The sequence below is a fragment of the Brevibacillus schisleri genome (assembly GCF_055685845.1).
Map to the genome: position 1 here is coordinate 2,779,149 of NZ_JBVNDM010000001.1, position 23,341 is coordinate 2,802,489.

Annotated in this window: 25 protein-coding genes; 13 read left to right on the plus strand and 12 right to left on the minus strand. The window is 48.2% G+C overall.

The genetic code is table 11. The features are described 5' to 3' along the window. Positions 1-35: 35 nt before the first annotated feature. A complete protein-coding gene (gene leuD / locus ACUUHJ_RS13850) occupies positions 36-620 on the minus strand; it encodes a 3-isopropylmalate dehydratase small subunit (RefSeq protein WP_289677732.1) in 585 nt (194 codons plus the stop codon). Next, positions 617-2,047 (minus strand): 3-isopropylmalate dehydratase large subunit, encoded by a 1,431-nt coding sequence (leuC, locus tag ACUUHJ_RS13855; protein WP_289678082.1) that lies wholly within the window; start codon positions 2,045-2,047, stop codon positions 617-619. Before leuC ends, leuD begins: the two co-directional genes overlap by 4 nt. 114 nt (positions 2,048-2,161) lie before the next feature. Between leuC and ACUUHJ_RS13860 the strand changes: the two genes are divergently transcribed. Continuing rightward, entirely contained in the window at positions 2,162-3,049 is an 888-nt protein-coding gene (locus ACUUHJ_RS13860; protein WP_289677733.1) for a LysR family transcriptional regulator, read from the plus strand. A 29-nt stretch (positions 3,050-3,078) separates the two neighbouring features. Here ACUUHJ_RS13860 and ACUUHJ_RS13865 read toward each other — a convergent pair whose 3' ends face one another. Next, complete coding sequence (locus ACUUHJ_RS13865; RefSeq protein WP_289677734.1) at positions 3,079-3,666, minus strand: class F sortase; 588 nt, start codon at positions 3,664-3,666, stop codon at positions 3,079-3,081. Between the two features lie 133 nt (positions 3,667-3,799). Continuing rightward, a complete protein-coding gene (locus ACUUHJ_RS13870) occupies positions 3,800-4,018 on the minus strand; it encodes a hypothetical protein (RefSeq protein ID WP_012686218.1) in 219 nt (72 codons plus the stop codon). Positions 4,019-4,169: 151 nt separating this feature from the next. Between ACUUHJ_RS13870 and ACUUHJ_RS13875 the strand changes: the two genes are divergently transcribed. From ACUUHJ_RS13875 to ACUUHJ_RS13885, 3 genes are read left to right on the plus strand one after another with little or no spacing between them, the layout of a single operon-like run. After that, positions 4,170-4,517, plus strand: coding sequence for a thioredoxin family protein (locus tag ACUUHJ_RS13875; RefSeq protein WP_012686219.1), 348 nt, complete (start codon positions 4,170-4,172; stop codon positions 4,515-4,517). Positions 4,518-4,550: 33 nt separating this feature from the next. Continuing rightward, positions 4,551-5,459, plus strand: a complete 909-nt coding sequence (locus tag ACUUHJ_RS13880) for an RluA family pseudouridine synthase (RefSeq protein ID WP_142496130.1) — start codon at positions 4,551-4,553, stop codon at positions 5,457-5,459. 59 nt (positions 5,460-5,518) lie between these two features. Beyond that, positions 5,519-6,637 carry a YheC/YheD family endospore coat-associated protein gene (locus tag ACUUHJ_RS13885; RefSeq protein ID WP_472299104.1) on the plus strand — a complete coding sequence of 373 codons (1,119 nt, stop codon included), beginning with the start codon at positions 5,519-5,521 and terminating at the stop codon, positions 6,635-6,637. 61 nt (positions 6,638-6,698) lie between these two features. On the opposite strand, the gene ACUUHJ_RS13890 is transcribed toward ACUUHJ_RS13885, so the two are convergent. From ACUUHJ_RS13890 to ACUUHJ_RS13900, 3 genes are all read right to left on the minus strand, one after another. Next, on the minus strand, positions 6,699-7,499 hold the full coding sequence (locus tag ACUUHJ_RS13890; protein ID WP_472299105.1) for a VOC family protein: 801 nt from the start codon (positions 7,497-7,499) through the stop codon (positions 6,699-6,701). Positions 7,500-7,583: 84 nt separating this feature from the next. Then, the gene (locus tag ACUUHJ_RS13895) at positions 7,584-8,036 is read right to left on the minus strand and encodes a GNAT family N-acetyltransferase (protein ID WP_472299106.1); all 453 of its coding nucleotides are present in this window, start codon (positions 8,034-8,036) and stop codon (positions 7,584-7,586) included. A gap of 18 nt (positions 8,037-8,054) precedes the next feature. After that, the gene (locus tag ACUUHJ_RS13900; protein ID WP_472299107.1) at positions 8,055-8,546 is read right to left on the minus strand and encodes an NUDIX hydrolase; all 492 of its coding nucleotides are present in this window, start codon (positions 8,544-8,546) and stop codon (positions 8,055-8,057) included. Positions 8,547-8,706: 160 nt separating this feature from the next. On the opposite strand from ACUUHJ_RS13900, the gene ACUUHJ_RS13905 reads away from it, so the two are divergent. Then, complete coding sequence (locus ACUUHJ_RS13905) at positions 8,707-10,071, plus strand: D-serine ammonia-lyase (protein WP_472299108.1); 1,365 nt, start codon at positions 8,707-8,709, stop codon at positions 10,069-10,071. A gap of 46 nt (positions 10,072-10,117) precedes the next feature. Here ACUUHJ_RS13905 and ACUUHJ_RS13910 read toward each other — a convergent pair whose 3' ends face one another. Then, entirely contained in the window at positions 10,118-10,870 is a 753-nt protein-coding gene (locus tag ACUUHJ_RS13910) for a class I SAM-dependent methyltransferase (RefSeq protein ID WP_472299109.1), read from the minus strand. Between the two features lie 240 nt (positions 10,871-11,110). Between ACUUHJ_RS13910 and ACUUHJ_RS13915 the strand changes: the two genes are divergently transcribed. Continuing rightward, a complete protein-coding gene (locus ACUUHJ_RS13915) occupies positions 11,111-11,560 on the plus strand; it encodes a hypothetical protein (protein ID WP_173603927.1) in 450 nt (149 codons plus the stop codon). Between the two features lie 31 nt (positions 11,561-11,591). Here ACUUHJ_RS13915 and ACUUHJ_RS13920 read toward each other — a convergent pair whose 3' ends face one another. From ACUUHJ_RS13920 to trhO, 3 genes are all read right to left on the minus strand, one after another. Next, a complete protein-coding gene (locus tag ACUUHJ_RS13920; protein WP_472299110.1) occupies positions 11,592-12,113 on the minus strand; it encodes a hypothetical protein in 522 nt (173 codons plus the stop codon). 12 nt (positions 12,114-12,125) lie between these two features. Beyond that, entirely contained in the window at positions 12,126-13,577 is a 1,452-nt protein-coding gene (locus tag ACUUHJ_RS13925) for an amidase family protein (protein WP_472299111.1), read from the minus strand. A gap of 144 nt (positions 13,578-13,721) precedes the next feature. Further along, positions 13,722-14,666, minus strand: coding sequence for an oxygen-dependent tRNA uridine(34) hydroxylase TrhO (gene trhO, locus ACUUHJ_RS13930; RefSeq protein ID WP_289677744.1), 945 nt, complete (start codon positions 14,664-14,666; stop codon positions 13,722-13,724). 197 nt (positions 14,667-14,863) lie between these two features. Between trhO and ACUUHJ_RS13935 the strand changes: the two genes are divergently transcribed. Further along, positions 14,864-15,400: a dUTP diphosphatase gene (locus ACUUHJ_RS13935; protein WP_173625954.1), complete on the plus strand. Its 537-nt coding sequence runs from the start codon at positions 14,864-14,866 to the stop codon at positions 15,398-15,400. Between the two features lie 98 nt (positions 15,401-15,498). On the opposite strand, the gene ACUUHJ_RS13940 is transcribed toward ACUUHJ_RS13935, so the two are convergent. After that, complete coding sequence (locus ACUUHJ_RS13940) at positions 15,499-15,801, minus strand: DUF3846 domain-containing protein (protein ID WP_016740093.1); 303 nt, start codon at positions 15,799-15,801, stop codon at positions 15,499-15,501. Positions 15,802-15,951: 150 nt separating this feature from the next. On the opposite strand from ACUUHJ_RS13940, the gene ACUUHJ_RS13945 reads away from it, so the two are divergent. The 6 genes from ACUUHJ_RS13945 to ACUUHJ_RS13970 all read left to right on the plus strand — a co-directional run bounded on the left by ACUUHJ_RS13945 (position 15,952) and on the right by ACUUHJ_RS13970 (position 23,297). Then, on the plus strand, positions 15,952-17,178 hold the full coding sequence (locus tag ACUUHJ_RS13945; RefSeq protein WP_472299112.1) for an NAD(P)/FAD-dependent oxidoreductase: 1,227 nt from the start codon (positions 15,952-15,954) through the stop codon (positions 17,176-17,178). Between the two features lie 286 nt (positions 17,179-17,464). Continuing rightward, positions 17,465-18,469, plus strand: a complete 1,005-nt coding sequence (locus tag ACUUHJ_RS13950) for a sulfate ABC transporter substrate-binding protein (protein ID WP_253721130.1) — start codon at positions 17,465-17,467, stop codon at positions 18,467-18,469. A 30-nt stretch (positions 18,470-18,499) separates the two neighbouring features. Further along, on the plus strand, positions 18,500-19,336 hold the full coding sequence (gene cysT / locus ACUUHJ_RS13955) for a sulfate ABC transporter permease subunit CysT (RefSeq protein WP_472299113.1): 837 nt from the start codon (positions 18,500-18,502) through the stop codon (positions 19,334-19,336). A gap of 12 nt (positions 19,337-19,348) precedes the next feature. Further along, a complete protein-coding gene (cysW, locus tag ACUUHJ_RS13960) occupies positions 19,349-20,215 on the plus strand; it encodes a sulfate ABC transporter permease subunit CysW (protein ID WP_012686235.1) in 867 nt (288 codons plus the stop codon). After that, the gene (locus ACUUHJ_RS13965; protein ID WP_289677746.1) at positions 20,212-21,333 is read left to right on the plus strand and encodes a sulfate/molybdate ABC transporter ATP-binding protein; all 1,122 of its coding nucleotides are present in this window, start codon (positions 20,212-20,214) and stop codon (positions 21,331-21,333) included. Before cysW ends, ACUUHJ_RS13965 begins: the two co-directional genes overlap by 4 nt. 350 nt (positions 21,334-21,683) lie before the next feature. After that, positions 21,684-23,297: an ABC-F family ATP-binding cassette domain-containing protein gene (locus ACUUHJ_RS13970; protein ID WP_289677747.1), complete on the plus strand. Its 1,614-nt coding sequence runs from the start codon at positions 21,684-21,686 to the stop codon at positions 23,295-23,297. Positions 23,298-23,341: the final 44 nt, after the last annotated feature.

The window sequence follows — 23,341 nt, forward strand, 5'->3', positions numbered from 1 at the left end:
TCGCTTTTTCTATTCGTAATGCTATCGATTGAAACTTAACGATTTGCCTCGTATGCAGCGATCTTATCTTCGTACTGTAACGTAATTCCAATATCGTCGAGACCATTCAGGAGGCAGTAACGACGATAGGAGTCAACCTCGAACGGGTAGGAGAGACCTTCATTGTCACGAACGACTTGTTCTTGCAAATCGATGGTCAGCTGATAGTTCGGCTTGTTTTCGGCACGGTTGAACAGCTCATCGACTTGCTCTTCGCTCAGCTTGATTGGCAGAATGCCGTTTTTGAAGCAGTTGTTGTAAAAAATGTCCGCAAAGGATGGAGCAATTACACAGCGGAAACCATAATCAAGGAGAGCCCATGGCGCATGCTCACGAGAGGAGCCGCAGCCAAAATTGTTGCGGGCAAGAAGGACAGTAGACTCCTTGTACGCAGGCGTATTCAGAATGAACGAATCGATTGGCGCACCATCGACAGTAAAGCGCCATTCGTAGAACAGGAATTGACCAAAACCGCTGCGCTCAATGCGCTTCAAGAACTGCTTAGGGATAATTGCGTCCGTATCTACGTTTACACGATCGAGTGGGGCTACCACTCCGGTGTGGATGACAAATGGATTCATTGGAAGACCTCCTTGCTAGCGTTCTCGCTTTTCCATTCACGAACATCGACGAAGCGACCTGCGATAGCTGCTGCTGCTGCCATTTCCGGGCTGACCAGATGTGTCCGTCCGCCGCGTCCTTGACGTCCTTCGAAGTTCCGGTTCGAGGTAGAAGCACAACGCTCACCCTCGGACAGGATATCCGGATTCATCGCCAAACACATGGAGCAACCAGATTCGCGCCAATCAAAGCCAGCTTCTTGGAAAATGAGATGTAAGCCTTCTTGTTCAGCGAGCTGCTTAACTGCTTGAGAGCCAGGAACGACCATCGCGTGTACGGAAGGGGAGACCTTGCGTCCTTTTGCCACTTCGGCTGCTTTGCGCAAGTCCTCGATCCGACCGTTTGTACAGGAGCCGATAAAGACGCGATCGATTTTGATTTCGCTCATCGGAGTGCCAGGTGCAAGGTCCATGTACGCCAGAGCATCCTGTGCCGCCTTGCGCTGAGCGACTGTCTCGAATGACTCAGGGCTTGGAACGGTGCTGGTAATGTTTGTCCCCATACCTGGGCTCGTTCCCCACGTCACTTGCGGAGCGATCTCGGCTGCCTCGATTTCTACACAGGCATCAAACACAGCACCTTCGTCCGTGCACAGCTCTTTCCAAGCTTCGACAGCTGCAAGGAAATCTTCCCCTTGTGGAACGAATCGCTTGCCTTTCAGGTAGTCAAACGTAATCTGGTCAGGAGCAATTAAGCCGGCACGAGCGCCACCTTCAATCGTCATGTTGCATACAGTCATGCGTTCTTCCATGGTCAGGTTGCGGATCGCAGCGCCTGTGTATTCTACGACGTAGCCAGTTGCAAAGTCAGTTCCGTATTTTGCGATAATCGCCAAAATTAAATCTTTTGCACTGACACCGAATGGCAGGTCGCCGTTTACGCGTACTTCCATTGTTTTTGGTTTGGATTGCTGCAAGCATTGTGTCGCGAGTACATGCTCCACTTCACTGGTACCAATACCGAAGGCAAGGGCACCAAATGCTCCGTGAGTGGAGGTGTGGCTGTCACCGCAGACGATTGTTTTGCCTGGATGTGTGAGCCCGAGCTCAGGACCAATGACGTGGACGATTCCTTGATCCGGGCTGTTCAAATCCGCGAGTGTGATCCCGAACTCTTCACAGTTCGCCGTCAAGGTTTCCATTTGTTGACGAGAAATCGGGTCTTTGACATTAAAACGGTCAGCAGTCGGTACATTGTGGTCCATCGTTGCGAAGGTAAGCTCTGGTCGGCGTACTTTGCGGTCAGCCAAGCGAAGTCCTTCGAAAGCTTGCGGTGAAGTCACCTCGTGAACCAGGTGCAGGTCGATATACAAAAGGCTCGGCTTGCCTGCCTCTTCGTGAATAACGTGATTATCCCAAATCTTTTCAAACATCGTACGGGCTGTCATCATGTTTTCCTCCTTCGTTCAAAAACTCTTAACAATGTTGTAACATGGCAAAGAGAATAGTTCAAAGATATAATAATTATAAGAAGGATAGTTTTTGCCTATCGGGAGGTCTATATGGAGTTACGACAAATTCGTTATGTACTCGCTGTTGCGGAAGAACGCAGTTTCTCCCGTGCAGCCAATCGATTACATTTGGCCCAACCGTCGTTGAGTCAACAAATTGCGAAGCTGGAGAAAATACTCGGTGTCAGCTTGTTCCATCGCTTGCCGCAGCACGTAGAACTGACTGATGCAGGCCAGCGCTTTATACAGGTGGCGCAAACGCTTGTCGACATGTCAGAGGGACTTGAGCGGGAAATGAGAGCTTATGCGGTAGGAGAAAGCGGCAAATTGCTTGTAGGAAGCTTGCCGATCACAGGGGCGTACGTGCTGCCAAGGGTGTTGCCTACGTTTACAAAACAATTTCCCGGCGTCGAGCTGCAATTGATGGAGGAAACGTCGAGTCATTTGGAGCAGCTGCTCGTACGGGGAAAAATTGATGTTAGCCTACTAACCATGCCCATCAGTGATCCGTCTCTGGAAATCATTCCCGCGATCAACGAAGAAATCTTTTTGGCGGTACCAGCCAATCATCCACTCTCGAAACGAAAAGAAGTCGATCTCGCAGAGGTAGCCGATCAGCCTTTTATCCTGTTAAAAGAAGGACAAGGCTTCCGCACGATTTCACTTCGGCTCTGTGAGCAGGCGGGATTCCGACCGCGAATCGTGTTTGAGAGCTCGAACATCCAGACGGCTCAGTCACTTGTTGCAGCAGGCATGGGGTTGTCGTTTGCACCGAAGATGATTACACTCGCACCCGGAACGATCGAACCCCCAACTTATGTGCGGATAAAAACAAAACCTTCTCGCACACTCGTTGTGGCGTATCGGAAGGACAAACCGTTGTCACGCCCGGCTGAAGCATTTGTGCAATATCTGATCGAGCAGGGTGGAAAAATTTAAAGGCAAACAAGAAAACCCAGTCGCCGCATTCATTTGCGAACACTGGGTTTTTCATCTTGGAGCTTTGTATCTTGAACAAGTTCGGAAAAGACGACGAGCCTGCGAGCGTGCTCCTGTGTTTTCTTATTAAATTTACCGGAGCAGGTAATCAAATTCAGATGGGAGCGCTCTGCATTCCCGAAAATCTGGTCGATGGGAGCTTCGGCCGTCTGGAAGCTTTCTACTCTGCGAACTTGGAAGGTAAGCGTTTTTCCTTTTGCTTCACGCACGGTGATTTTGTCACCGGGCTTTAGTTTTTTCAGATGGTAAAAAACAGCTGGACCCGTATAATGATCAAAATGACCGGCGATCACTGCATTCCCCTTCATTCCGGGCTTCGTCCATGGCGACAAAATACCCACGCGATCAAAAGCCTTTGGGACATCCATTTGCCCATTCGGTAAAACGCCGACAGGTTCTACACGAGCTTGCAGTTTCAGTTTCGGAATATGTAGAAGTGTTGGCATGATTCCGTCTGGAAGAGGAGGGGCAGGAAGGAACGTCAGTTGAGGTGGCAGCGAAGGACCATAAACGGTAACCGTTTGTTTGATATAGATGGGCCCTGCTGGTTTTTGCATGGTACTTTCGATTTTAGGAGCTTCGACAGGTTGTTGAGTTGTATGGCCGCAACCAATTGTAACCAAACTAATGAATAGAAGGGACCCAAGAAGTTTTTTCATAAGTTGCAAAGAAAAGGGGGAAGATCCCCCTTTAATTGCTTGCTCCACCCATACCAGTTTTCGGCAGAGCCTTGATATGAGCTTTGCCTTTATGTGCCTTGGTTTTCATATGGTGAGCCTTGGTCTTCATATGATGCGCTTTTGTTTGTACCTTGTGGTGTTTTTTGTGACCGTCATGTGTTGCGGCAGACACAGGAATTGCAGTAGTTACCAAGCATGCAACCATTAACAAAGCAGCGAATTTCTTCATGAGTAGCACCTACCTTGAAATTTTTTGGGGTTACAAGAGATAGGATTTCCGTTTGCTCATTTGTTAGTGATGGCAATTGTTTCTCCTAAACGTCCCAAACAGCCCGCGCCTGTGGTACACTATTTCCAAATCATTCTGGGAGGAAGATAACATGAGAGAAATTAAGACAGAAGCTGAGTTCGAGCAAGTAATCGCAGCAACCAAGCCAGTCATCGTCAAATTCTTCACGGATTGGTGCCCAGATTGTCATCGCATTGATCCATTCATGCCTGCCGTGGAGGAAAAATACAAAGAACAGCTGGATATGATCGAAGTCAACCGTGATACTCTCCCGGACCTGTCCGAAAAGTACGATGTCTTCGGGATTCCGAGCTTTATTGCGTTCCACAATGGAAAAGAACTGGTTCGATTCGTCAGCAAGCTCGGAAAAAGTCGTGAGGAGATCGAGCATTTCCTGGATCGTGCTATTCAAGTTAGTAAAGGAATCGAGCAAGCGTAATTGCATGAACATAGAGCAGGGAGATAGACAGAAATGTTATACATGAAAAAAGAAGGGGAATGGCTCGTGGCTCACCTCCGAGACAAAGATGATGCCATCCCGATTGGGAACCTGCTGCGCGAAGAGTGGAAGCTGCCTCGCAAGCAGGTCCATCTTTTATTCCAACACAAAGAAGTACTACTGGATGGGGAACCTGTCGCTCAGCATGTTGTAGGTAAAGCAGGGCAGGAAATTCGTCTGAGGATGTGCAAGCCAGAGCCATTGGGGCTTGATCCGGCCAGTGAAGCGCCGGAGATCTTGTACGAGGATGATCATTTGCTCATCGTGAATAAGCCGGTCGGTCTTCTGTTACATCCGACCGAACGCTACCATCATGTGACGTTGGATCATCTCGTGTCGGGGCACTTTTTCCGTACAGGTTTGGAAGCCAAGGTCCGCCATGTCCATCGACTGGATCAGGATACGTCAGGCGTTGTTCTGTACGCGAAGCATCCGTGGGCCTCTGCCCTGTTAGATGAAATGCTGCGTGAGCGCACAATCAAGCGTACCTATGTCGCGTATGTTTCGGGACAAATGCCCAAAGAGCGCGGGAAAATCAATGAACCCATCGGAAAAGATCGAAATCATGGGACGCGCCGAAGAGTCACACCTAACGGCGATCCAGCGATTACCCATTACCAGGTGAAGGAACGTTTTCAAACAGCCACGAAAGTAGAATGTCAATTGGAGACGGGGAGAACCCATCAAATTCGCGTTCACTTCAGTCATATTGGGCACCCGCTTCTAGGGGATGAACTGTATGGTGGCAAGCGCGAACTCATTAAGCGACAAGCGCTGCACGCAGCCGTGCTCAAATTTGAGCATCCATTCGGGGGAGAAGTCATCGAAGTCACAGCCCCGTTGCCACTCGATCTGTTTCACTTGGAAAAGAAGCTGAGATAATCGCCATTTGACGACGGACTGAATAAACTGCCAAGGAGGAAACGAGAGAGGGTGGTCTTTTGAAACGACCCATAATCGGCATCTTGACTTGGCGGGAAGGCAAGCGCTTTGCAGAGCCAACCTATTTTCGGCGACTGCTCAAGGCTGGACAAGAACTGGGCTGTACCGCCTTCCTGTTTTCACCAAACGATGTCCTTGGAGCCGGCAAGCAGGTGAGAGGGTATGTCCCAGGGAGTAATGGTGGCTGGCAAGCAAGAATATTTGACCGTCCAGACGCTGTATTCGACCGATACCGCTATACACCAACACAAGCGTTTAAGAACTATGTGGCCTTTCGGCGGACGAGTAATTTTTTGTATGCAAACAATCGCTTGGCAAACAAATGGCGTGTACATGAGGTGCTGCATCGGGACCCGAGAATGCATCGCTGGCTTCCGGAGACACACCTGTACAACCGACAAAGCCTGGTGAACATGTTAGGCAAGCATCCGTTGCTCTATGTAAAGCCACTCAATGGAACAGGGGGACGAAACATCCTGTCGATTGAAAAGCGTGGCGACGAACTTCGACTGCTCGGTCGTAACAAGCAAAGGGCGAAAGTATCCACAGTCGTAAGAGACAAAGCCGCCGCCCAGAGATGGGTAGATCGTTGGACGAGACAGGAGAAATACATCGTTCAGCAAGGGCTTCGATTGCAGTTGGTTCCTTCGCGGGCAGTAGACATGCGTCTCTTGATTCAAAAGAATGGGCAGGGTGAATGGAGCATTACAGGTCATGGGATTCGCGTGGGTCCAGAACGCAGTGCCACCTCTAATCTGCATGGAGGCGGAAGAGCTATCCCTGTATCGGTATTTCTCCGCCCGAGGTTCGGGGAGGAACGTACTGCGCAGATCGTGCATGATTGCGAGCAGCTCGCTTTTCAAACAGCGGAAACACTCGAGGATCATTTTGGACGGATGGTTGAATTTGGGCTGGATATTGGTATCGATGTAGATGGTCGTGCCTGGCTGATCGAAGTGAATCCCAAGCCAGCGCGGGAAATTTTCCGGGAGATGGGGGCAACGGGGCAGTACAAGAATGCCATTACTCGCCCGCTTGAATACGCCATCTACCTTGCGAAAACACAAGGACGCGAAGGTCGCGAGCCACTTTTGAAGAGAAAGGTCGCCCGAGGATAGCGTGAAAGCAGAACAGCGGCAGTAGGGACAACGTCTGAAGTCCCCGTCTGCCGCTGTATTGCTAGGTGGAGATAGAAAGTGGTAATTGCAATTTGCTCGGGATATCAGGAGCGAATTCGGGTGTATGGATAACAGAAAACGAGTATCCTTTCTTGACGAACGTCAGCTCTTGAGCATCCGAGTGGAAGAGGACGTTGCTTTTTTCAAAGCGCCTCCGCACTTTTTGTAGGAACGTTTGGTCAGGTGTTCCAAAAGTGACGTGCATTTTCGGTGGCAACGCTTTCATGGCAATGGGAATCCAAGGCCTGTTTTTCCATGTGGCTACAATATGTGCCGTTCCGCTGATAACGAAGTTAAAAATATCGCCATCCTCGTATGTTTTCATGCTGAGATTCGATTTTAGCCATTGCGTAAAAACAGGTACACTTTCCACAGGACAGCCCACTTCCCGTAAATACAGAATGTGCAGGGGAGTGGATGGCTCGATGACCTCCTCTGACACATACTCGTGGGCAATAATCTCAAGAAGATTCCCGTCACCATCACGGAAATACAGGTTCAGCCGTCCTTTTTCCTCATCAATGTCATGCCCATCCTCCCATCGAACAATCAAAAGACCAGATTCTTTGATCTTTTTCGCTGATTGATGAAACAGGGAATAAGGCACTTGAAAAGCAATATGGGCGGGGGATATCGGTTCATACACTTCTACAAAGGTTAAACGAAAATCGGGTGTGACTTGAAACGTGATCTGTTTGTCTGATTGAGATGAAATCGGAAAGCCGAGACGGTCTGCGTAAACCTGATGTACCCCTTGGATGGACACAGTTTGTAAGGTTAATTTTGAAAAGTGCGTGATCATCTGGCATCACCTTTTCCTATACAAAGATAACATAATATAAATTATGTATACTCATTCGGTTCACACTGTTTCTAGACAATCATCTCAAATATCTTGAGAGAGGCGAACCATATCTACCACTTGAATCCCGTTTTCGTAAATTTCTTCCTCATAATGCCGCAAGAAAAAGTCCCGATCGATCCAACTCATCCGAAATCCACACTTTTGATAAAGCGCGAGCTGATCCACACTAGAATTCCCTGTGCCGACTTCGATCGTCTTATAACCGAGAGATTTGGATACTTCAATGGAATGAAGAACGAGCTTTTTGCCAATGCCCTTGCCATGATGGGCTTCATCAACGGCAACATTTACAAGCTCAATCGTATCCGGTCTGGTTGGTATCAGGACGTACACACCTACGATGCTCTCCTCCAAAACAGCGACGTAGCATTGGCCTCTTTGTAAATAATCTTTCACCAATCTGACAGAGGGGTCAGCCATAAAAAGTAAATCCATTGGTGGTTGTTCCTGTGCTGCAAGCTTGCGAATTTCCATCTGTGTTTCTCCTCCGATTCAAGTGGCTACCGGCTTTGGCAATGAAGCTGTTTCGTAGTTGACAACCAGGCTATTTTCGTACGTAAAGATATGCTGACAAGGTTCATCCTCTTCCAACATGTAAGGTAAAAACTTGGGAAGGTTTTCTGGAACGCCAGCATTGTCGGGGTCCAAGACCCAAGCTAGCTCTTTCCAGTCAAGTATACCTTCTTCCACGACCTGTGGGGTTTGAGAGCGCTCGTAGTCTTCTGGAAGATGAGCGAGAAATGCATACATACCGCCCGTTTTAACCCCATCGACTCGCCAAGAGACAATTCCTTTGTAGCAAGCGGTTTCTAACAAAATGCCCGTCTCTTCCCGAACCTCGCGAAGGACACTGTCCAGTGGAGTCTCTCCGTGCTCTAGCTTACCGCCTACGCCATTCCATAGCCCCATTAACGGTGATTTGTTGCGATTTAGCATGAGTATTCCATTTCTATGTTTGAGAAAGCATATGGTATAGCGATACATGTTATCACTTTCCTTTTTGTTACAGTCAACTTCTTTAACGACCATTGTATCAAATGAGTGGATTCAGCAGTTATTTTTATTTGGTTTTCTTAAAGAAGTTTTGTAATATTTCGTTATAATAAAAAAAAGAGTGGAAGGAAGAATAGGGGGCTCGTTCAAGATGGGAGACAATGAAAATGTGGAAGGGTTAACAATCGAGGAGTGGAAAACGAAATATCCGCTTCTTCCTAGCATGCTAGAGACCGATGAAGTTTTTTGGACGAACCCTGGTTATGACGAGATTGCAAAAGCAACTCTCTTGGTTACGCCTGAGGAGGTCCAGGATGCTGAAGAACGTTTGCGGCGTTTTGGCTCGTTCATTCAATTGGCTTTTCCCGAGACGAGCGCTGCCGGTGGACTGATTGAGTCCCCACTCGTTCCGATAAAAGAGATGCAAAAGCATCTAGAGGCTCGCTTTGCATCGAATATTCAGGGGAATCTCTGGTTAAAATGCGACAGCCATTTGCCTATTGCAGGCTCGATCAAAGCCCGGGGCGGCATCTACGAGGTGCTGGCACATGCAGAAGAATTAGCCCAAAAGCATCAGATGCTGCAACCGGACAATGATTATGCTATTTTGGCCACAGATGCCTTCCATGAACTGTTTTCCCGTTATTCTATTGCAGTAGGCTCGACAGGAAATCTCGGCTTGAGCATCGGGATCATTAGCGCCAAGCTCGGTTTTCAAGTCACTGTTCACATGTCAGCGGACGCTAAAGCATGGAAAAAGGAATTGTTGCGGGCAAAAGGGGTCCAGGTAGTCGAATACGCATCGGATTATGGGAAAGCGGTGGAAGAGGGCAGAAAGCAGGCGGACGCCGACCCGAATTGTTATTTCATCGATGATGAGAACTCCAAGCGTCTATTCCTTGGCTATGCAGTAGCAGCCAGACGATTAAAGAAACAGGTTGAGGAGCAGCAGATTACAGTAGATAACGATCACCCGTTGTTTGTCTACCTGCCGTGTGGGGTGGGGGGAGGTCCTGGCGGCGTGGCGTACGGATTGAAGCTTATCTACGGAGACAATGTTCATTGCTTTTTTGCGGAACCTACCCATTCACCCTGCATGCTGCTAGGTTTAATGACAGGACTGCATGACAAAGTTTCCGTTCAAGACTTTGGAATCGATAACAAGACAGAGGCGGATGGTTTGGCTGTTGGCCGTCCTTCGCGATTCGTAGGGAAAACCATGGAAAATCTGCTCAGTGGTGTATATACAGTCGCTGACGAAGAGCTATACGCCTTGTTGCGTGCCTTGCGTGATCTCGAATCCATTCGATTGGAGCCGTCTGCGTTGGCGGGCATGCCAGGATCTGTTCGATTGTTTCAGCAGGAGGCAGGGCGTCACTACCTGGTGAAGCAAGGGCTAACGGAAAAAATGAATAATGCGACCCATATTGTATGGGCGACGGGCGGGAGTATGGTGCCGGAGTCTATTCAGGAAGAATATTATGCAAAAGCTCTGGATGAGAATGGGAAAAAATAAGCATCGAAATGATACAGAAAGCCCGGATCACTTCCCGGGCTTTTCATCATTCCTTTTTAGCAATCTTCTGCGTCTTGAAAATAATAAACGTCGGTCTTCTTACTTCTGAAATCTGATGTGGCTGGATGAGAAGTCCTTCTGGCGTGCAGGTCGGCTCGATAATCTCCTGTAGGGTAAGCCCCGATTGGATTAACGTATTGACAGCAGTGGACATGGAGCGGTGGTAAAAAAGCGCCTTTTTGCCGTTCATCATGTACATTTCACGTTCTCCATCTTCCAGGTAGTTGTCCAAGGGCCAGAAATGCTTCTGCCCCTCTTCGTCGCGTACCCAGCCCTCGACCTTTTTGCGAGCAGTAATATGTGGATGGAGTGTGGAGTAAACGAAATGTCCTCCGTTGCGCAAGGCGCGGCTTATTTTGTTAATCACGTGCTCATAGTCACGAACATAGTCCATGACGAGAGAGCTCGTAATGAGATCGTAGTCATGAGTGGCAAGCTCAATGTCTTCCAGGGAGCCATGTAGATATTGAATGTTCTCATGACTGTTATTCGTTCGGGCATATTCCAGCATGTTGTGGGAAAGATCAACACCAATCACTTCACTTGCGCCTTGCTCTACACAGTATCTGGCAAACTGTCCGCCACCACAACCGAGGTCGAGTACACGCAAACCTTTTAGGGAAGGGAGACATCCACGAAAGGCAGGCTGTTCGATTATATCATTCTCCGATTGACCAGACAGACGCAGCTTTTGATAGTCCTGATAAAAATCCAGTTGATCATACAGATTTTGTTTCATCCTATATCTCCCCGTTTCCATTTTTTCTCGGATTCCTATTATGGATAAAAGATGATCATGATGTCAATTATTCGTTTAAAATGATTGAAAATGAGAGCAGGAGTTTGCTTTTTTTACGAGAATTTAATGATAGACAACCCATTTTTGTGATTCCGTCCGCTTTGCTGTGACGGTTTTTTTCTGTAAGAAGATTTGGTTTCGGTATTTTTTGGCGAAACTGAAATCGAAGGAGGGATATACGTGGACCAAATACTTCAACTGATCAAAGATTACTGGCCGATTGCGCTAGCTATCATAATCATCATCATGGCTGCCCAATGGGTGGTGCGAAGTATCATTCGAATTATTTCGCTTGCAGCTATTATTGGTGTTGTGCTCGTGTTGTTTTTCCAATTCAGTCCTGAAGAAGTGATCCAAATGGGACGCCAGGCAGCCGTAGCGACGCAGGAAGTCGTTGATAAGACGATTACCCCGGTATTGGACAAAGAGCTTAAAGATGCGGATATTTCCTTCAAGGAAGATGGCACCTATGAAGTGAAGACAGCGAATATTCGTATCGTAGGTAAAAAAGGCGAATCCAAAGCGACAGTTTATTACAAGGATGAGGAATGGGAAGTAAACATCGGTCAATTGAGCAAGCTGTTCCAGGATCGACTCGGGAAAGCGGAGCAAGAAAGCAAGACGATGTAGAAAGGGAAAAACGCATGGGGCCAAATAGGTCTCATGCGTTTTTTGCTGGATAGGCGAGTACTTCCTTTACCCATGTATTTAGCAGATGCTGATATTCTTTGCTCGTTTTGATTCCGGGGGCTGAGGCAAATTGTTTTTCGAGTGGGAGCGTGCGCAGTTTTTTAGCGAATTTCCCTTCGATATCATCTTCATCTTCGAATACCAGATAGACGACATCTTCCAAGGAGCGATAGCTCGTAACACTATACTCGATTTCATTCATGATCGTTTGAAAATGACCGTGACGATACTGGCAGAGGATGAAAGTGAAATCTAGGTGGTTTACGATTTTCAAAAATCTGTTCAAATACGCTGATTCCACCATGATGCACTCTAGCCTATGGTGTGGATCATCAGAGTGACTGATGTGGAAATCTGGAATAATTTCGATAAAGTCTTGCTGTCGTTCGGGACTGGCTTTGTCATAGTAATCATAGTTGAATTTGCGAATGATTTTCTTCAGTTGCTTAAAAGGGATTGCTGTACCAATAAAAAGTCCGTTATATCGGTTCATCTTGTGATTTCTCTACAATGTCGTCATATTTGGAGCTACTCGTAGTCGAGTTGCTTGCTCATAAGCGTAGGCCAGGCGAAGAAGAGTAGGTTCCTGGAATGCCAAGCCAGTAAGCATGATGCCAAATGGTTTGCCTGCGGAAGTATAGCCAGCCGGAACCGTAATGGAAGGGTAACCAGCTTTGGCCGGGATCGCATAACCCGTACTGCCAGGGTACAAGAGGGCATCGAGCTCGTGCTCCTTCATGACAGCATCAAGGCCTTGTTTTTGTGACATTTCCAAATCGAACATTCGATTAGCCAGATACTCCGGCTCTGTCAGTGTGCCACTGGTTTGCTCGGATTTCTCCAACAACTCTTGCCCGTAAAGCAGGGCTTGTTCCTCATGTGCCCGATTAAAAGCAATGACATCCTGTAAGGAGCGGATCGGGTAGGAGGCAGGTAACGTTTTTAAGTATGCATTTACCCCAACCTTGAATTCATGCACGAGAACATGTATGTTCCATTCGGCATTTTCTGTCGGGATGGTGACCGCATCTATGATAGTTGTGCCAGCCTCTTTAAGCTTTTCAATTGCTGCTTCATACAAGGCGATTTCTTCGGCTTCACACTCAGCCAAAAATCTGGAGCGTACAACGCCGATGCGTGCACCCCGCAATCCATCTGCATCGAGGAAGGGGAGGTAATCGGTATGCGCGAGACCCTCGCTTTTTCCAGTCACCGGATCCTTTTCATCTATGCCAGTAAGTGCGCCAAGCAAAATAGCTGCATCTGTCACGGTTCTTGCCATCGGTCCGGCTGTGTCTTGGCTATGGGAAATCGGGATGATACCCGAACGGCTGATTAAGCCAACAGTAGGCTTGATTCCCACGAGCGAATTTTGTTCTGCTGGATGGAGAATCGACCCAGAAGTCTCCGTACCGACTGCCACAACAGCAAAACCTGCGGCAATCCCAGCAGCCGACCCCGAGCTAGACCCGCCGACATCGAGTACACCAGGACCATATGGGTTCAACACTTGTCCACCGCGCGAGCTGTAGCCATCTGGCATGTCATTGGAGATAAAGTTAGCCCATTCCGTCAGATTGGTTTTCCCTAAAATAACCGCGCCCGCCTCTCGGAGCTTGGTAACGACGAATGCATCCGCAGAGGCAAACGAATCAGCTAAAGCTAGAGCTCCAGCCGTCGTGTGCATCTTGTCAGATGTCGCAATGTTATCCTTAATCAGTACAGGGATACCGTGAAGCGGCCCACGACTGCCTGACACCGCTCGTTCTCGATCCAGTGACTCTGCGATCGCTAGTGCATCTGGATTTAGCTCACAAATGGCATTGATTCGGATGCCTTGTTTGTTGTAAGTGGCAATCCGCTGTAAAAAGGCGAGGGTCAATTCCCGCGAAGTCGTGGTTCCAGCTGTCATTGCAGCTTGCCATTCGAGAATGCTCGTTTCATGAATCACTGACATAATGTATCCCCTTTTTGCGAATGATTTGATTTTTATTATAGTACCAAATTCAGGGAAAGGGAATGAGAGGGGAGTGTGAGCCTTTTGCCTATAAAAAATAAGCTGACTCTACGAGAGAATCAGCTTGTTTGTGTTTGTACCAAATTATACGTTTGATCCAGCAGCTTCCAGCTTCGCTTTTTCTTCCGCTTCTACATAACGGTTGCGAGGGTGCTCGCGGCATTCATCGGAGCAAGAACGCTTGAATTTTGTCTCACATTCTGTGCAGCAGAAGTGCTGCTTGTTGCAGAATGGGTTGGCGCAGTTTACATAGCGGTCTTCGACAGTACCGCAGTAATGGCAACGGCCAATGACGACGTCTTCTTCGGTATGATTGATCGGTACGGAGATGCGCTCGTCAAACACGTAGCATTTTCCATCCCACAGGCGCCCTTGTACTTCTGGATCTTTACCATACGTGACAATTCCGCCCTCAAGATGGTACACATTTTCAAAACCTTGTTGCAGCAAGATACCTGTCAGCTTTTCGCAACGAATACCGCCTGTGCAGTAGGTGAGGACTTTTTTATCCTTAAACTGGCTCATGTTTTCACGAATCCACTCAGGGAACTCACGGGATGAGTCCACTTCAGGGCGAATCGCACCACGGAAATGTCCCAAATCGTATTCGTAATAGTTGCGACCGTCGAGGATCACGACATCCTCTTCCTGCATCATTTCGTACCATTCTTTTGGGTTCAGATAGGTGCCAACTAGTTCATTCGGATTGACATCTTCCTCCAAACGCCAGGTTACGAGCTCCTGTTTCGGACGCACAAACATCTTTTTGAATGCATGCTCTTCCGACTCATCTATTTTAAACCACATATCACTAAAACGTGGATCTTTTCGCACATATTCCATGTAGGCGTCAGTTTGCTCAATCGTTCCAGATACGGTTCCATTAATGCCCTCCGGAGCTACGATAATCCGCCCTTTCAGCCCGTTATCCTTGCAAAATTGCAAGTGCTCGGCTGCGTACTCCTCATAATTTTCAATAGGAGTATACTTGTAATACAACAAAATGCGATATGGTTTTTGTACTTGCAAGGTACAATTCCACCTTTCTTTTTCAATTGTGATTTTAGATGCATCGGTGATTATACCACATTCCATTGTTAGATGCGCTAAAAAAGTAAGGGGTTTGTGAGGTTTTTATGAAATCGGAGCTTCTTGCTGGATGTGGTTGCTTCTTGTACACTATGAATGGTAATCAGCCGACAGGCTATATGAGGAGAGACTAATACATGAACATGACAAATGAGCGCCCGGTTACACAGGTGAAAATTAAAAAGCTCCACCAAGACGCCGTGATCCCAGCGTACGCGAGAGCAATGGACGCGGGCTTTGATCTGGTCGCGGTAGAGGATACATTGATTGCCCCAGGACATTCTGCAAAGGTTCCAACAGGCTTGGCGTTCGCACTTCCAGAAGGATTTGAATTGCAAGTGCGCCCTCGCTCCGGGATCAGTGCAAAAACAAAGCTGCGCTTGTCCAATGCACCAGGGACTGTTGATGCTGGTTATCGTGGTGAAGTATGCGTTCTGATCGATAACATTCGGATCGCTTCCGGAAAAAGCGGCAAGGTATGTCTGGGTGCTGGCGAAAACGAAGTAACCGTTGAACAAGAAGTCGATGCACATAGCTACTTGATTAAAAAAGGGGATCGGATTGCACAAGGCGTGATTGCAATCGTTCCAGTCGCACAGTTCGAAGTAGTCGATGAGCTGGATGAGACGGAAAGAGGAGCGGGTGGCTTCGGCAGCAGCGGTATCAAGAGCTAGTTCTTTTTCTATTTGAGTGAAAATACAAGACCCCTGATCATCAGCCGTGTACATAGACGTGAGCTGATAGGTCAGGGGTCATTGTTTTGATCAAAACCTTATCCTTTGGAGGATAAAAACCGGTCAATTCTCGAAAGGTCGTCAGCTGTAAGCGAACGTCCATCTGCTTTGACGAAAACGCAAGGTCCATAGACCCAGTCTAAAAAACCATCTGACGTAATGGGGAAATTATTTGCTTCTACTCCGCGAGCATCTTCATTCACAACAAGGGAGATTCCCTCGAGATGGTCATCTTCCACTACCTCATAGTCTCCGCCCACCAGCTCCTGTAGTTCATCCGTCCCAGCGATTTCTCGAACAACTGCATTTTCGTGCGGAAGCTTAACATATACCGTAGTCAAGCGCAATCACTCCTTCTAACACCCATCATACCGTATAAGCAATGAATTGGGCGATAGGGGAGGGGATGCCGGTTGGCGTGTTGGTTATCCTAATGGTTGAGAATTGAAGGAACGTCCGTAATGATACTTTCAGCCTGAGGGGACATGCTGATGATATTCGTGACCGGAAAATTGTATTGGCCAGAAACATTTCCAGTGCCACCCCTCTATCCCTCTCTTACTGAGGATGTGAAGTGTGATGTCCTCATCATTGGTGGTGGAGAGGCAGGAGCGCTCGTTTCCTATTATTTGAAGCAGCATGATATGGATGTCATCCTCGTGGATAAACGGCGGGTGAGTGGGGGCAGCAGCAGCGCTAATACCGGTTTGCTGCAAATATGCAACGATAAAACGTTAACAGCCTGTATCCATTCGTTCGGTGAGCAAAAAGGAGTTCGTTTTTACGAACTGACGCGGCAGGCTGTTGATGAATTGGAAAAAATCTCGGGGCAGCTAAACCAATCTCCCGATTACATAAGGCGTGACAGCTTGTATTATGCCAGTAAACCAGTTGATGCGGAGAGCTTGCGGACAGAATACCAGTTATTGAAGAAATACGGCTTTCCAGTCACGTATTTGGAGCGTTCAGAGATAGAGCAGCGATTCTCCTTTTCGAAGGCAGGGGCTATTTTTTCCAGGGGAGATGCGGAACTCAATCCGTACAAATTTGCCAACGGTGTGATCGCCCACTCTGTGAAAAAAGGGATGCGCGTATACGAAAACACGGAAGTGGTGCATCAAAAAGTCCAGGATGGAGGACTTTTGGTCTGTACAAAAAGTGGGTACACAATCAAGTGCAGGCGTGCCGTGTTTGCGACTGGCTACGAAGCACAAACCATGAAACGCAATGCCAACGCGGTGATTTCCAGCTCGTTTTCCATCGTGACCAATCCAGTCGAAGCGTTTACGGGCTGGCCGAATGCCTGTTTAATCTGGGAAACCGCCCGTCCCTATTTGTATATCCGTACTTGTTTGGAGGGCAGAATCATTGTCGGAGGACTTGATGAGCCGTTGAACGACCTACAAAAGAAAAATGCTTCGAGTCTGAAGAAGCGGGATCAATTACTCGCAAAGATCCAAGAGTTGTTTCCAAAGATTCCCATGCGAGCCGAATATTATTGGGGAGCGACTTTTGTTGAAACGCATGATGGACTCCCGCTGTTTGGGGAGCAGGAAGGGTATCCGCATTGCTTGTTCACGCTAGGTTATGGAGGGAACGGAACCGTTTATTCGACGATCGGCGCGCAAATCATCAGTGATCTGATTACAAAAGGAAGTCACACGGACGCCGATCTTTTTGCTTTTGACCGGAGGAAATATGCTAGTGCCACAGTCTGATCGAAACAAGCTTTCCCATTTGAGCGGGAAGGCTTGTTTTTTTGAGTAAATCAGAACGGGCGGGCCCAAATTGACTGGATAGGCGAATAACAGTTGAACGTGGCCTACCTGCCTAGCATAGGGTAGATGGAAATATCGTTGACAGGAACAGAAAGGCAGGTATAATCTTCAATAACAGAGTATTCCGAGTAAATTACTATAGATTAAAAGAGGAGTGAAGGTGAGCTGTATGAAAACCACGAAAGGCAAGGTCCAGACGATCCTGCAACGAGTAGGAATCGTTGCTATGGCTGCTGCTATGGCTGGCTGCTCGGCTGCTGCACCAGCAGAAACTGGTAAGGGAGCAGGGGGCAGCAACACTACGGTAGAGCTGCTCAATGTTTCCTACGATCCGACGCGAGAGTTTTACCAAGATATCAACAAGGAGTTTGCCTCAGAGTGGCAACAAAAGACAGGTCAAACAGTGACGATCAAGCAATCACATGGCGGTTCAGGCAAGCAATCCCGCTCCGTCATCGATGGTTTGGAAGCAGATGTGGTGACCCTTGCCCTCGCTTACGATATTGACGCGATTGCCGAACACGGTCTGATTCCTGCTGATTGGCAAAAGAAGCGCTCGGAAAACAGCTCGCCTTACACCTCCACGATTGTGTTTCTGGTACGTAAAGGCAATCCGAAGCAAATCAAAGATTGGGATGATTTGATCAAGCCTGGTATCTCCGTGATTACTCCGAACCCGAAAACGTCTGGGGGAGCCAGATGGAATTACTTGGCTGCCTGGGGTTATGCCTTGAAGACAAATGGGGGAGATGAAGCGAAGGCACAAGAATTCGTCGCACAACTGTTTAAAAATGTACCCGTCCTCGATTCCGGGGCGCGTGGTTCAACCACTACTTTTGTCGAGCGTGGCATGGGGGATGTGCTGATTGCATGGGAAAACGAAGCGTATCTCGCGGTCAATGAACTAGGGAAAGACAAGTTTGAGATTGTAAATCCGTCCGTGAGCATTTTGGCTGAACCGCCTGTCACCCTCGTTGACAAATACGCTGACAAGCACAAGACAAGAGAAGTAGCAGAAGCGTACCTCCAGTTCCTGTATACCAAAAAAGGCCAAGAGCTCGCAGCCAAGCATTACTACCGCCCTCGTTCACAGGAAGTACTCAAAGCACATAAACCCGCATTCCCTGACATCCAATTGTTTACTATCGATGAGTTGTTTGGCGGCTGGACGAAAGCACAAAAGACTCATTTTGCAGATCAAGGCGTCTTCGATCAACTTTATAAACCATAGACCTACACTTTCCTCAGAGGAGTTACCTTCATGAGAAAATCACTCTGCAACAGAGGGTTTCTGCCAGGCTTTGGCATGACCATGGGCTATACCATCATCTACCTGAGTCTTCTGGTGCTAATCCCTCTGTCTGTCTTGTTTTTAAAAGCTTCGACGATGAGCTGGGAGCAATTCATCGGGACGATTATGGATACGAGGGTCCTTGCCTCTATTCGTGTGAGTATTATGACTTCTTTTTTCGCGGCTTGTCTCAATGCGGTGTTCGGTGTCTTGGTGGCATGGGTGTTGGTTCGCTATCAGTTTGCGGGGAAGCGGATCATTGACGGCATTGTTGATCTGCCTTTTGCTTTACCTACCGCAGTAGGCGGGATTGCTCTGACTTCTATTTACGCTGAAAATGGCTGGATCGGGCAGTACCTGGCGGAGTGGGGGATCAAGGTAGCGTACACCCCCATCGGTATATGGGTTGCACTAACATTCATCGGTCTTCCTTTTGTCGTCAGAACCGTCCAGCCTGTTTTGCAGGATTGGGATTTGCAAATGGAGGAAGCGGCGGCTACGTTGGGCGCTACCCGATGGAATACATTTTGGCGGGTGGTTTTGCCGCATCTGTTACCGGCAATCATTACGGGTTTTGCTCTTGCCTTCGCCAGAGCCTTGGGGGAGTATGGCTCCGTCGTTTTCATCTCCGGGAACATGCCGTTGAAAACAGAGATTGTACCCCTTTTGATTATGACCAAGCTGGAGCAGTTTGATTATGCAGGCGCAACGGCAATTGCAACCGTCATGCTTGTCATTTCCTTTGTCATGCTTTTGGTCATCAACTATTTGCAATGGAAAATCAATAAATTCGATGCGGCCCGTTAGGAGGTATGACGTATGAAGCATTTGACGGAGCCAGCTTATATCCGATGGACACTGATTATTGTGGCCATGCTCTTTCTTGGCTTGTTTTTGATCATGCCATTAGTGGCTGTTTTTACAGAAGCATTTCGGCAAGGGGCGGAGGTGTTCGTGGCCGCAATTACTGAGGAGGAAACGTTATCCGCTGTTAGGCTCACCTTGCTAGTGGCAGCCATTAGCGTACCGCTGAATGTGACGTTCGGGATCGCTGCTGCATGGGCGATCGCCAAGTTTTCGTTCCCGGGTAAAAATGTATTGCTTACGTTGATAGACCTGCCATTTGCCGTATCTCCAGTCATCGCGGGCCTAATCTTTGTCCTTTTGTTTGGGAGTCAAGGTGTGGCGGCACCCTTGCTTGCGGCGTGGGATTTCAAAATCATTTTCGCGGTTCCCGGTATCGTGCTCGCGACGACCTTTGTTACCTTTCCGTTCGTCGCTCGTGAACTGATTCCGGTCATGGAAGCACAGGGAAGAGACGAGGAGGAAGCGGCAGTCTCGCTCGGAGCAAGCGGCTGGAAAACATTTTTACGCGTCACGCTGCCAAATGTAAAATGGGGGCTCTTGTACGGGGTCATTTTGTGCAATGCCCGCGCCATGGGTGAATTCGGGGCAGTATCCGTCGTTTCTGGTCATATCCGCGGCATGACCAATACGCTCCCGTTGCATGTGGAGATTCTCTACAACGAATACCAATTCGCTGCTGCCTTTGCGGTAGCCACCTTGCTTGCTGCCTTAGCCTTGGTGACGCTTATTCTGAAAAGCCTGATCGAGTGGAAGACCGAGCGGCAGGTAAAGCTGGATGAGGAACAACACTACGACGTGACAGGAGAGAGAGCCGGATGAGTATCGAGGTAGTGAACATAACCAAGTCTTATAAGAGCTTTACAGCGCTGAAAAATGTAAATCTGCACATCCCGGAAGGCGAACTCGTAGCGCTTCTCGGACCTTCCGGATCGGGAAAAACGACGCTTTTGCGTCTCATCGCTGGACTGGAGCAACCGCAGGAGGGAAGGATTCTCTTTCACGGAGAGGATAATACGAACCGCGACGTGCGCGAGCGGCAGGTTGGGTTTGTTTTTCAGCATTACGCCTTGTTTCGGCATATGAACATCTTTGACAACATTGCGTTTGGATTGTCCGTTCGCTCACGCAAAACACGACCGAGCAAGGAAGAAATCAGTGAAAAAGTTCATTCCCTGTTAAAACTTGTGCAGCTAGAAGGTCTCGCACATCGCTATCCCTCACAGCTATCTGGTGGGCAGCGCCAGCGTGTTGCATTGGCGAGGGCGTTGGCAGTGGAACCAAAATTTTTGTTGCTGGATGAACCGTTTGGCGCTTTGGATACGAAAGTGAGGCAGGAGCTGCGTCGCTGGCTCCGTCATCTGCACGGGAAGCTTGGGCTAACGATTCTATTCGTTACACACGATCAGGAGGAAGCGATGGAATTGGCGGATCAGGTAGTTGTGATGAATGAAGGGCGAGTGGAGCAGGTAGGTTCGCCCGAAGAAATTTATCATCATCCGGCGAATCCGTTTGTGTACAGCTTTCTGGGGCGGGTCAATCTGTTTCACGGACGAATCCAAAATGGCAAAATCAAGCTCGGTGAGGCAGAGTTCGAGACAGATTGGAAGGACAAAGCGGTGGAGGCTCCCGCTGTCGGATACATGCGGCCACACGATGTAGAGATTTCGTTGCGCCCGCCAGAGGGGAAGTCTGCCAGATCGGTTCAGGCTGAGATTAACCATATTTCGCTCTTGGGGCCGATCGTTCGCCTTGACCTGAAGCGATTGGACACGGAGGAGGTATTTGAGGCAGAGATGAGCAGGCAGCGCTTTATGGAGCTGAACGTAGAAGAGGAGAGCATTGTGTACGTGACGTTGCACAATGTATCGATCTACGTGGATTCACAACCTGTACAGACACATCGCCCTGCCCGAATTCCGTTGCAGGCCAGTGTGTGATCTGATTTCTTGCAAATAAACCGGTCTGCATATGCCGCAGGCCGGTTTTTGATGGAGTCACTCGTTATTCGCCGCGTTGCTTGGAGCGTGTCTGTTCTTTGCTAATTGTGTTCGATCTGCGGGTTTGTGAAGGGTTTTCTTTCTTTCCCATCTCATTTTTGACACCATTTTGCTTGGACATATCGTAAGCCTCCTTCCCACTGGATTGCCATGGTAGTTTTCCCTGCCAGAGTCCATTTCATGAATCCAGTATTTTTTGTAAGGCACGAAATCGTTTACCTTTTGCAAAATGAGGTCATCTCTGGTAAGATAAGTGTTTGAACGATTCAAAAAAGGCAGGTATTGCGACGATGATAAGCACTCAGAACGTGACGCTGCGCTACGGGAAGCGCGCACTGTTTGAAGATGTATCCATTAAGTTTACCCCAGGTAACTGTTACGGCCTCATCGGTGCGAACGGTGCAGGGAAGTCTACCTTCGTGAAGATCCTCTCCGGAGAGATCGATCCGACGAGCGGTCACGTTTCGGTGACACCGGGCGAGCGTATCGCTGTATTAAAGCAGAACCACTTTGAATTCGACGAGTACGAAGTGTTAAAAACGGTAATTATGGGCCACAAGCGCCTATTCGAGATCATGGAAGAGAAGACCGCTCTTTACATGAAAGAAGATTTCTCTGAGGAAGACGGCAATCGCGCGTCCCAATTGGAGGGAGAATTCGAAGAGCTAAACGGCTGGATGGCCGAAGCAGATGCAGCTAGCTTGCTGATCGGTCTCGGTATCCCGACAGACCTGCACGACAAGCAGATGAAGGATCTCGCTAGTACGGAGAAGGTACGTGTTCTGTTGGCGCAAGCGCTGTTTGGTAATCCACACATCCTGCTTTTGGATGAGCCGACGAACCATTTGGACATCGAGTCAATTCGTTGGTTGGAAAACTTCCTGGCGGATTATGAAAACACCGTCATCGTTGTATCCCATGACCGTCACTTCCTGAACAAGGTATGTACGCACATTGCGGATATTGACTTTGGCAAAATCCAAATGTATGTAGGTAACTACGACTTCTGGTACGAATCCAGCCAATTGGCGCTGAAAATGGTTCGTGATCAGAATAAGAAGAAAGAAGAAAAAATGAAGGAGCTGCAAGAGTTTATTGCGCGTTTCTCTGCGAATGCTTCCAAGTCCAAGCAGGCGACTTCGCGTAAAAAGCTGTTGGAGAAAATTACGTTGGAAGACATTCGTCCTTCTAGCCGTAAGTATCCGTTCATCAACTTCAAGCCAGAGCGTGAAGCGGGTAAAAACCTCGTAGCAATCGAAGGCTTGAGCAAGACGATTGAAGGCGAAAAACTGTTTGAAAACCTTCACCTCACCATCAACAAAGGGGACAAAGTTGCGTTTGTCGGACCAAATGAGCTGGCGAAAACAACCTTCTTCCAAATCTTGATGGGCGAAGTTCAGCCTGATAGCGGTTCTTTCGAATGGGGCGTTACGACTTCCCAAGCGTACTTCCCAAAAGACAATGCGGAGTACTTTAACTCCGATTTGAGCCTGGTTGACTGGCTGCGCCAATACTCTAAAGATCAAGACGAGACTTTCATTCGTGGATTCCTCGGTCGCATGCTGTTCTCTGGAGATGAAGCGCTGAAAAAGTCAAACGTATTGTCCGGGGGAGAAAAAGTTCGTTGCATGCTGTCCAAGATGATGCTGGCGAGTGCCAACGTATTGATCATGGACGAACCGACGAACCACTTGGATTTGGAATCCATTACAGCATTGAACAACGGCTTGATTGAGTTCGACGGTACACTTCTGTTTGTATCTCATGACCACCAGTTCGTTCAAACCATTGCGAACCGGATCATTGAGTTCACGCCGAAGGGTGTCATTGATAAAATGATCACATATGACGAGTACCTGGAGAGCGATGAAATCAAACGCCTGCGTGACGAGCATTACGCGTAAGCTACCTACGCACATATAAAAAGCCCTTGGCTTCGCACTAATTG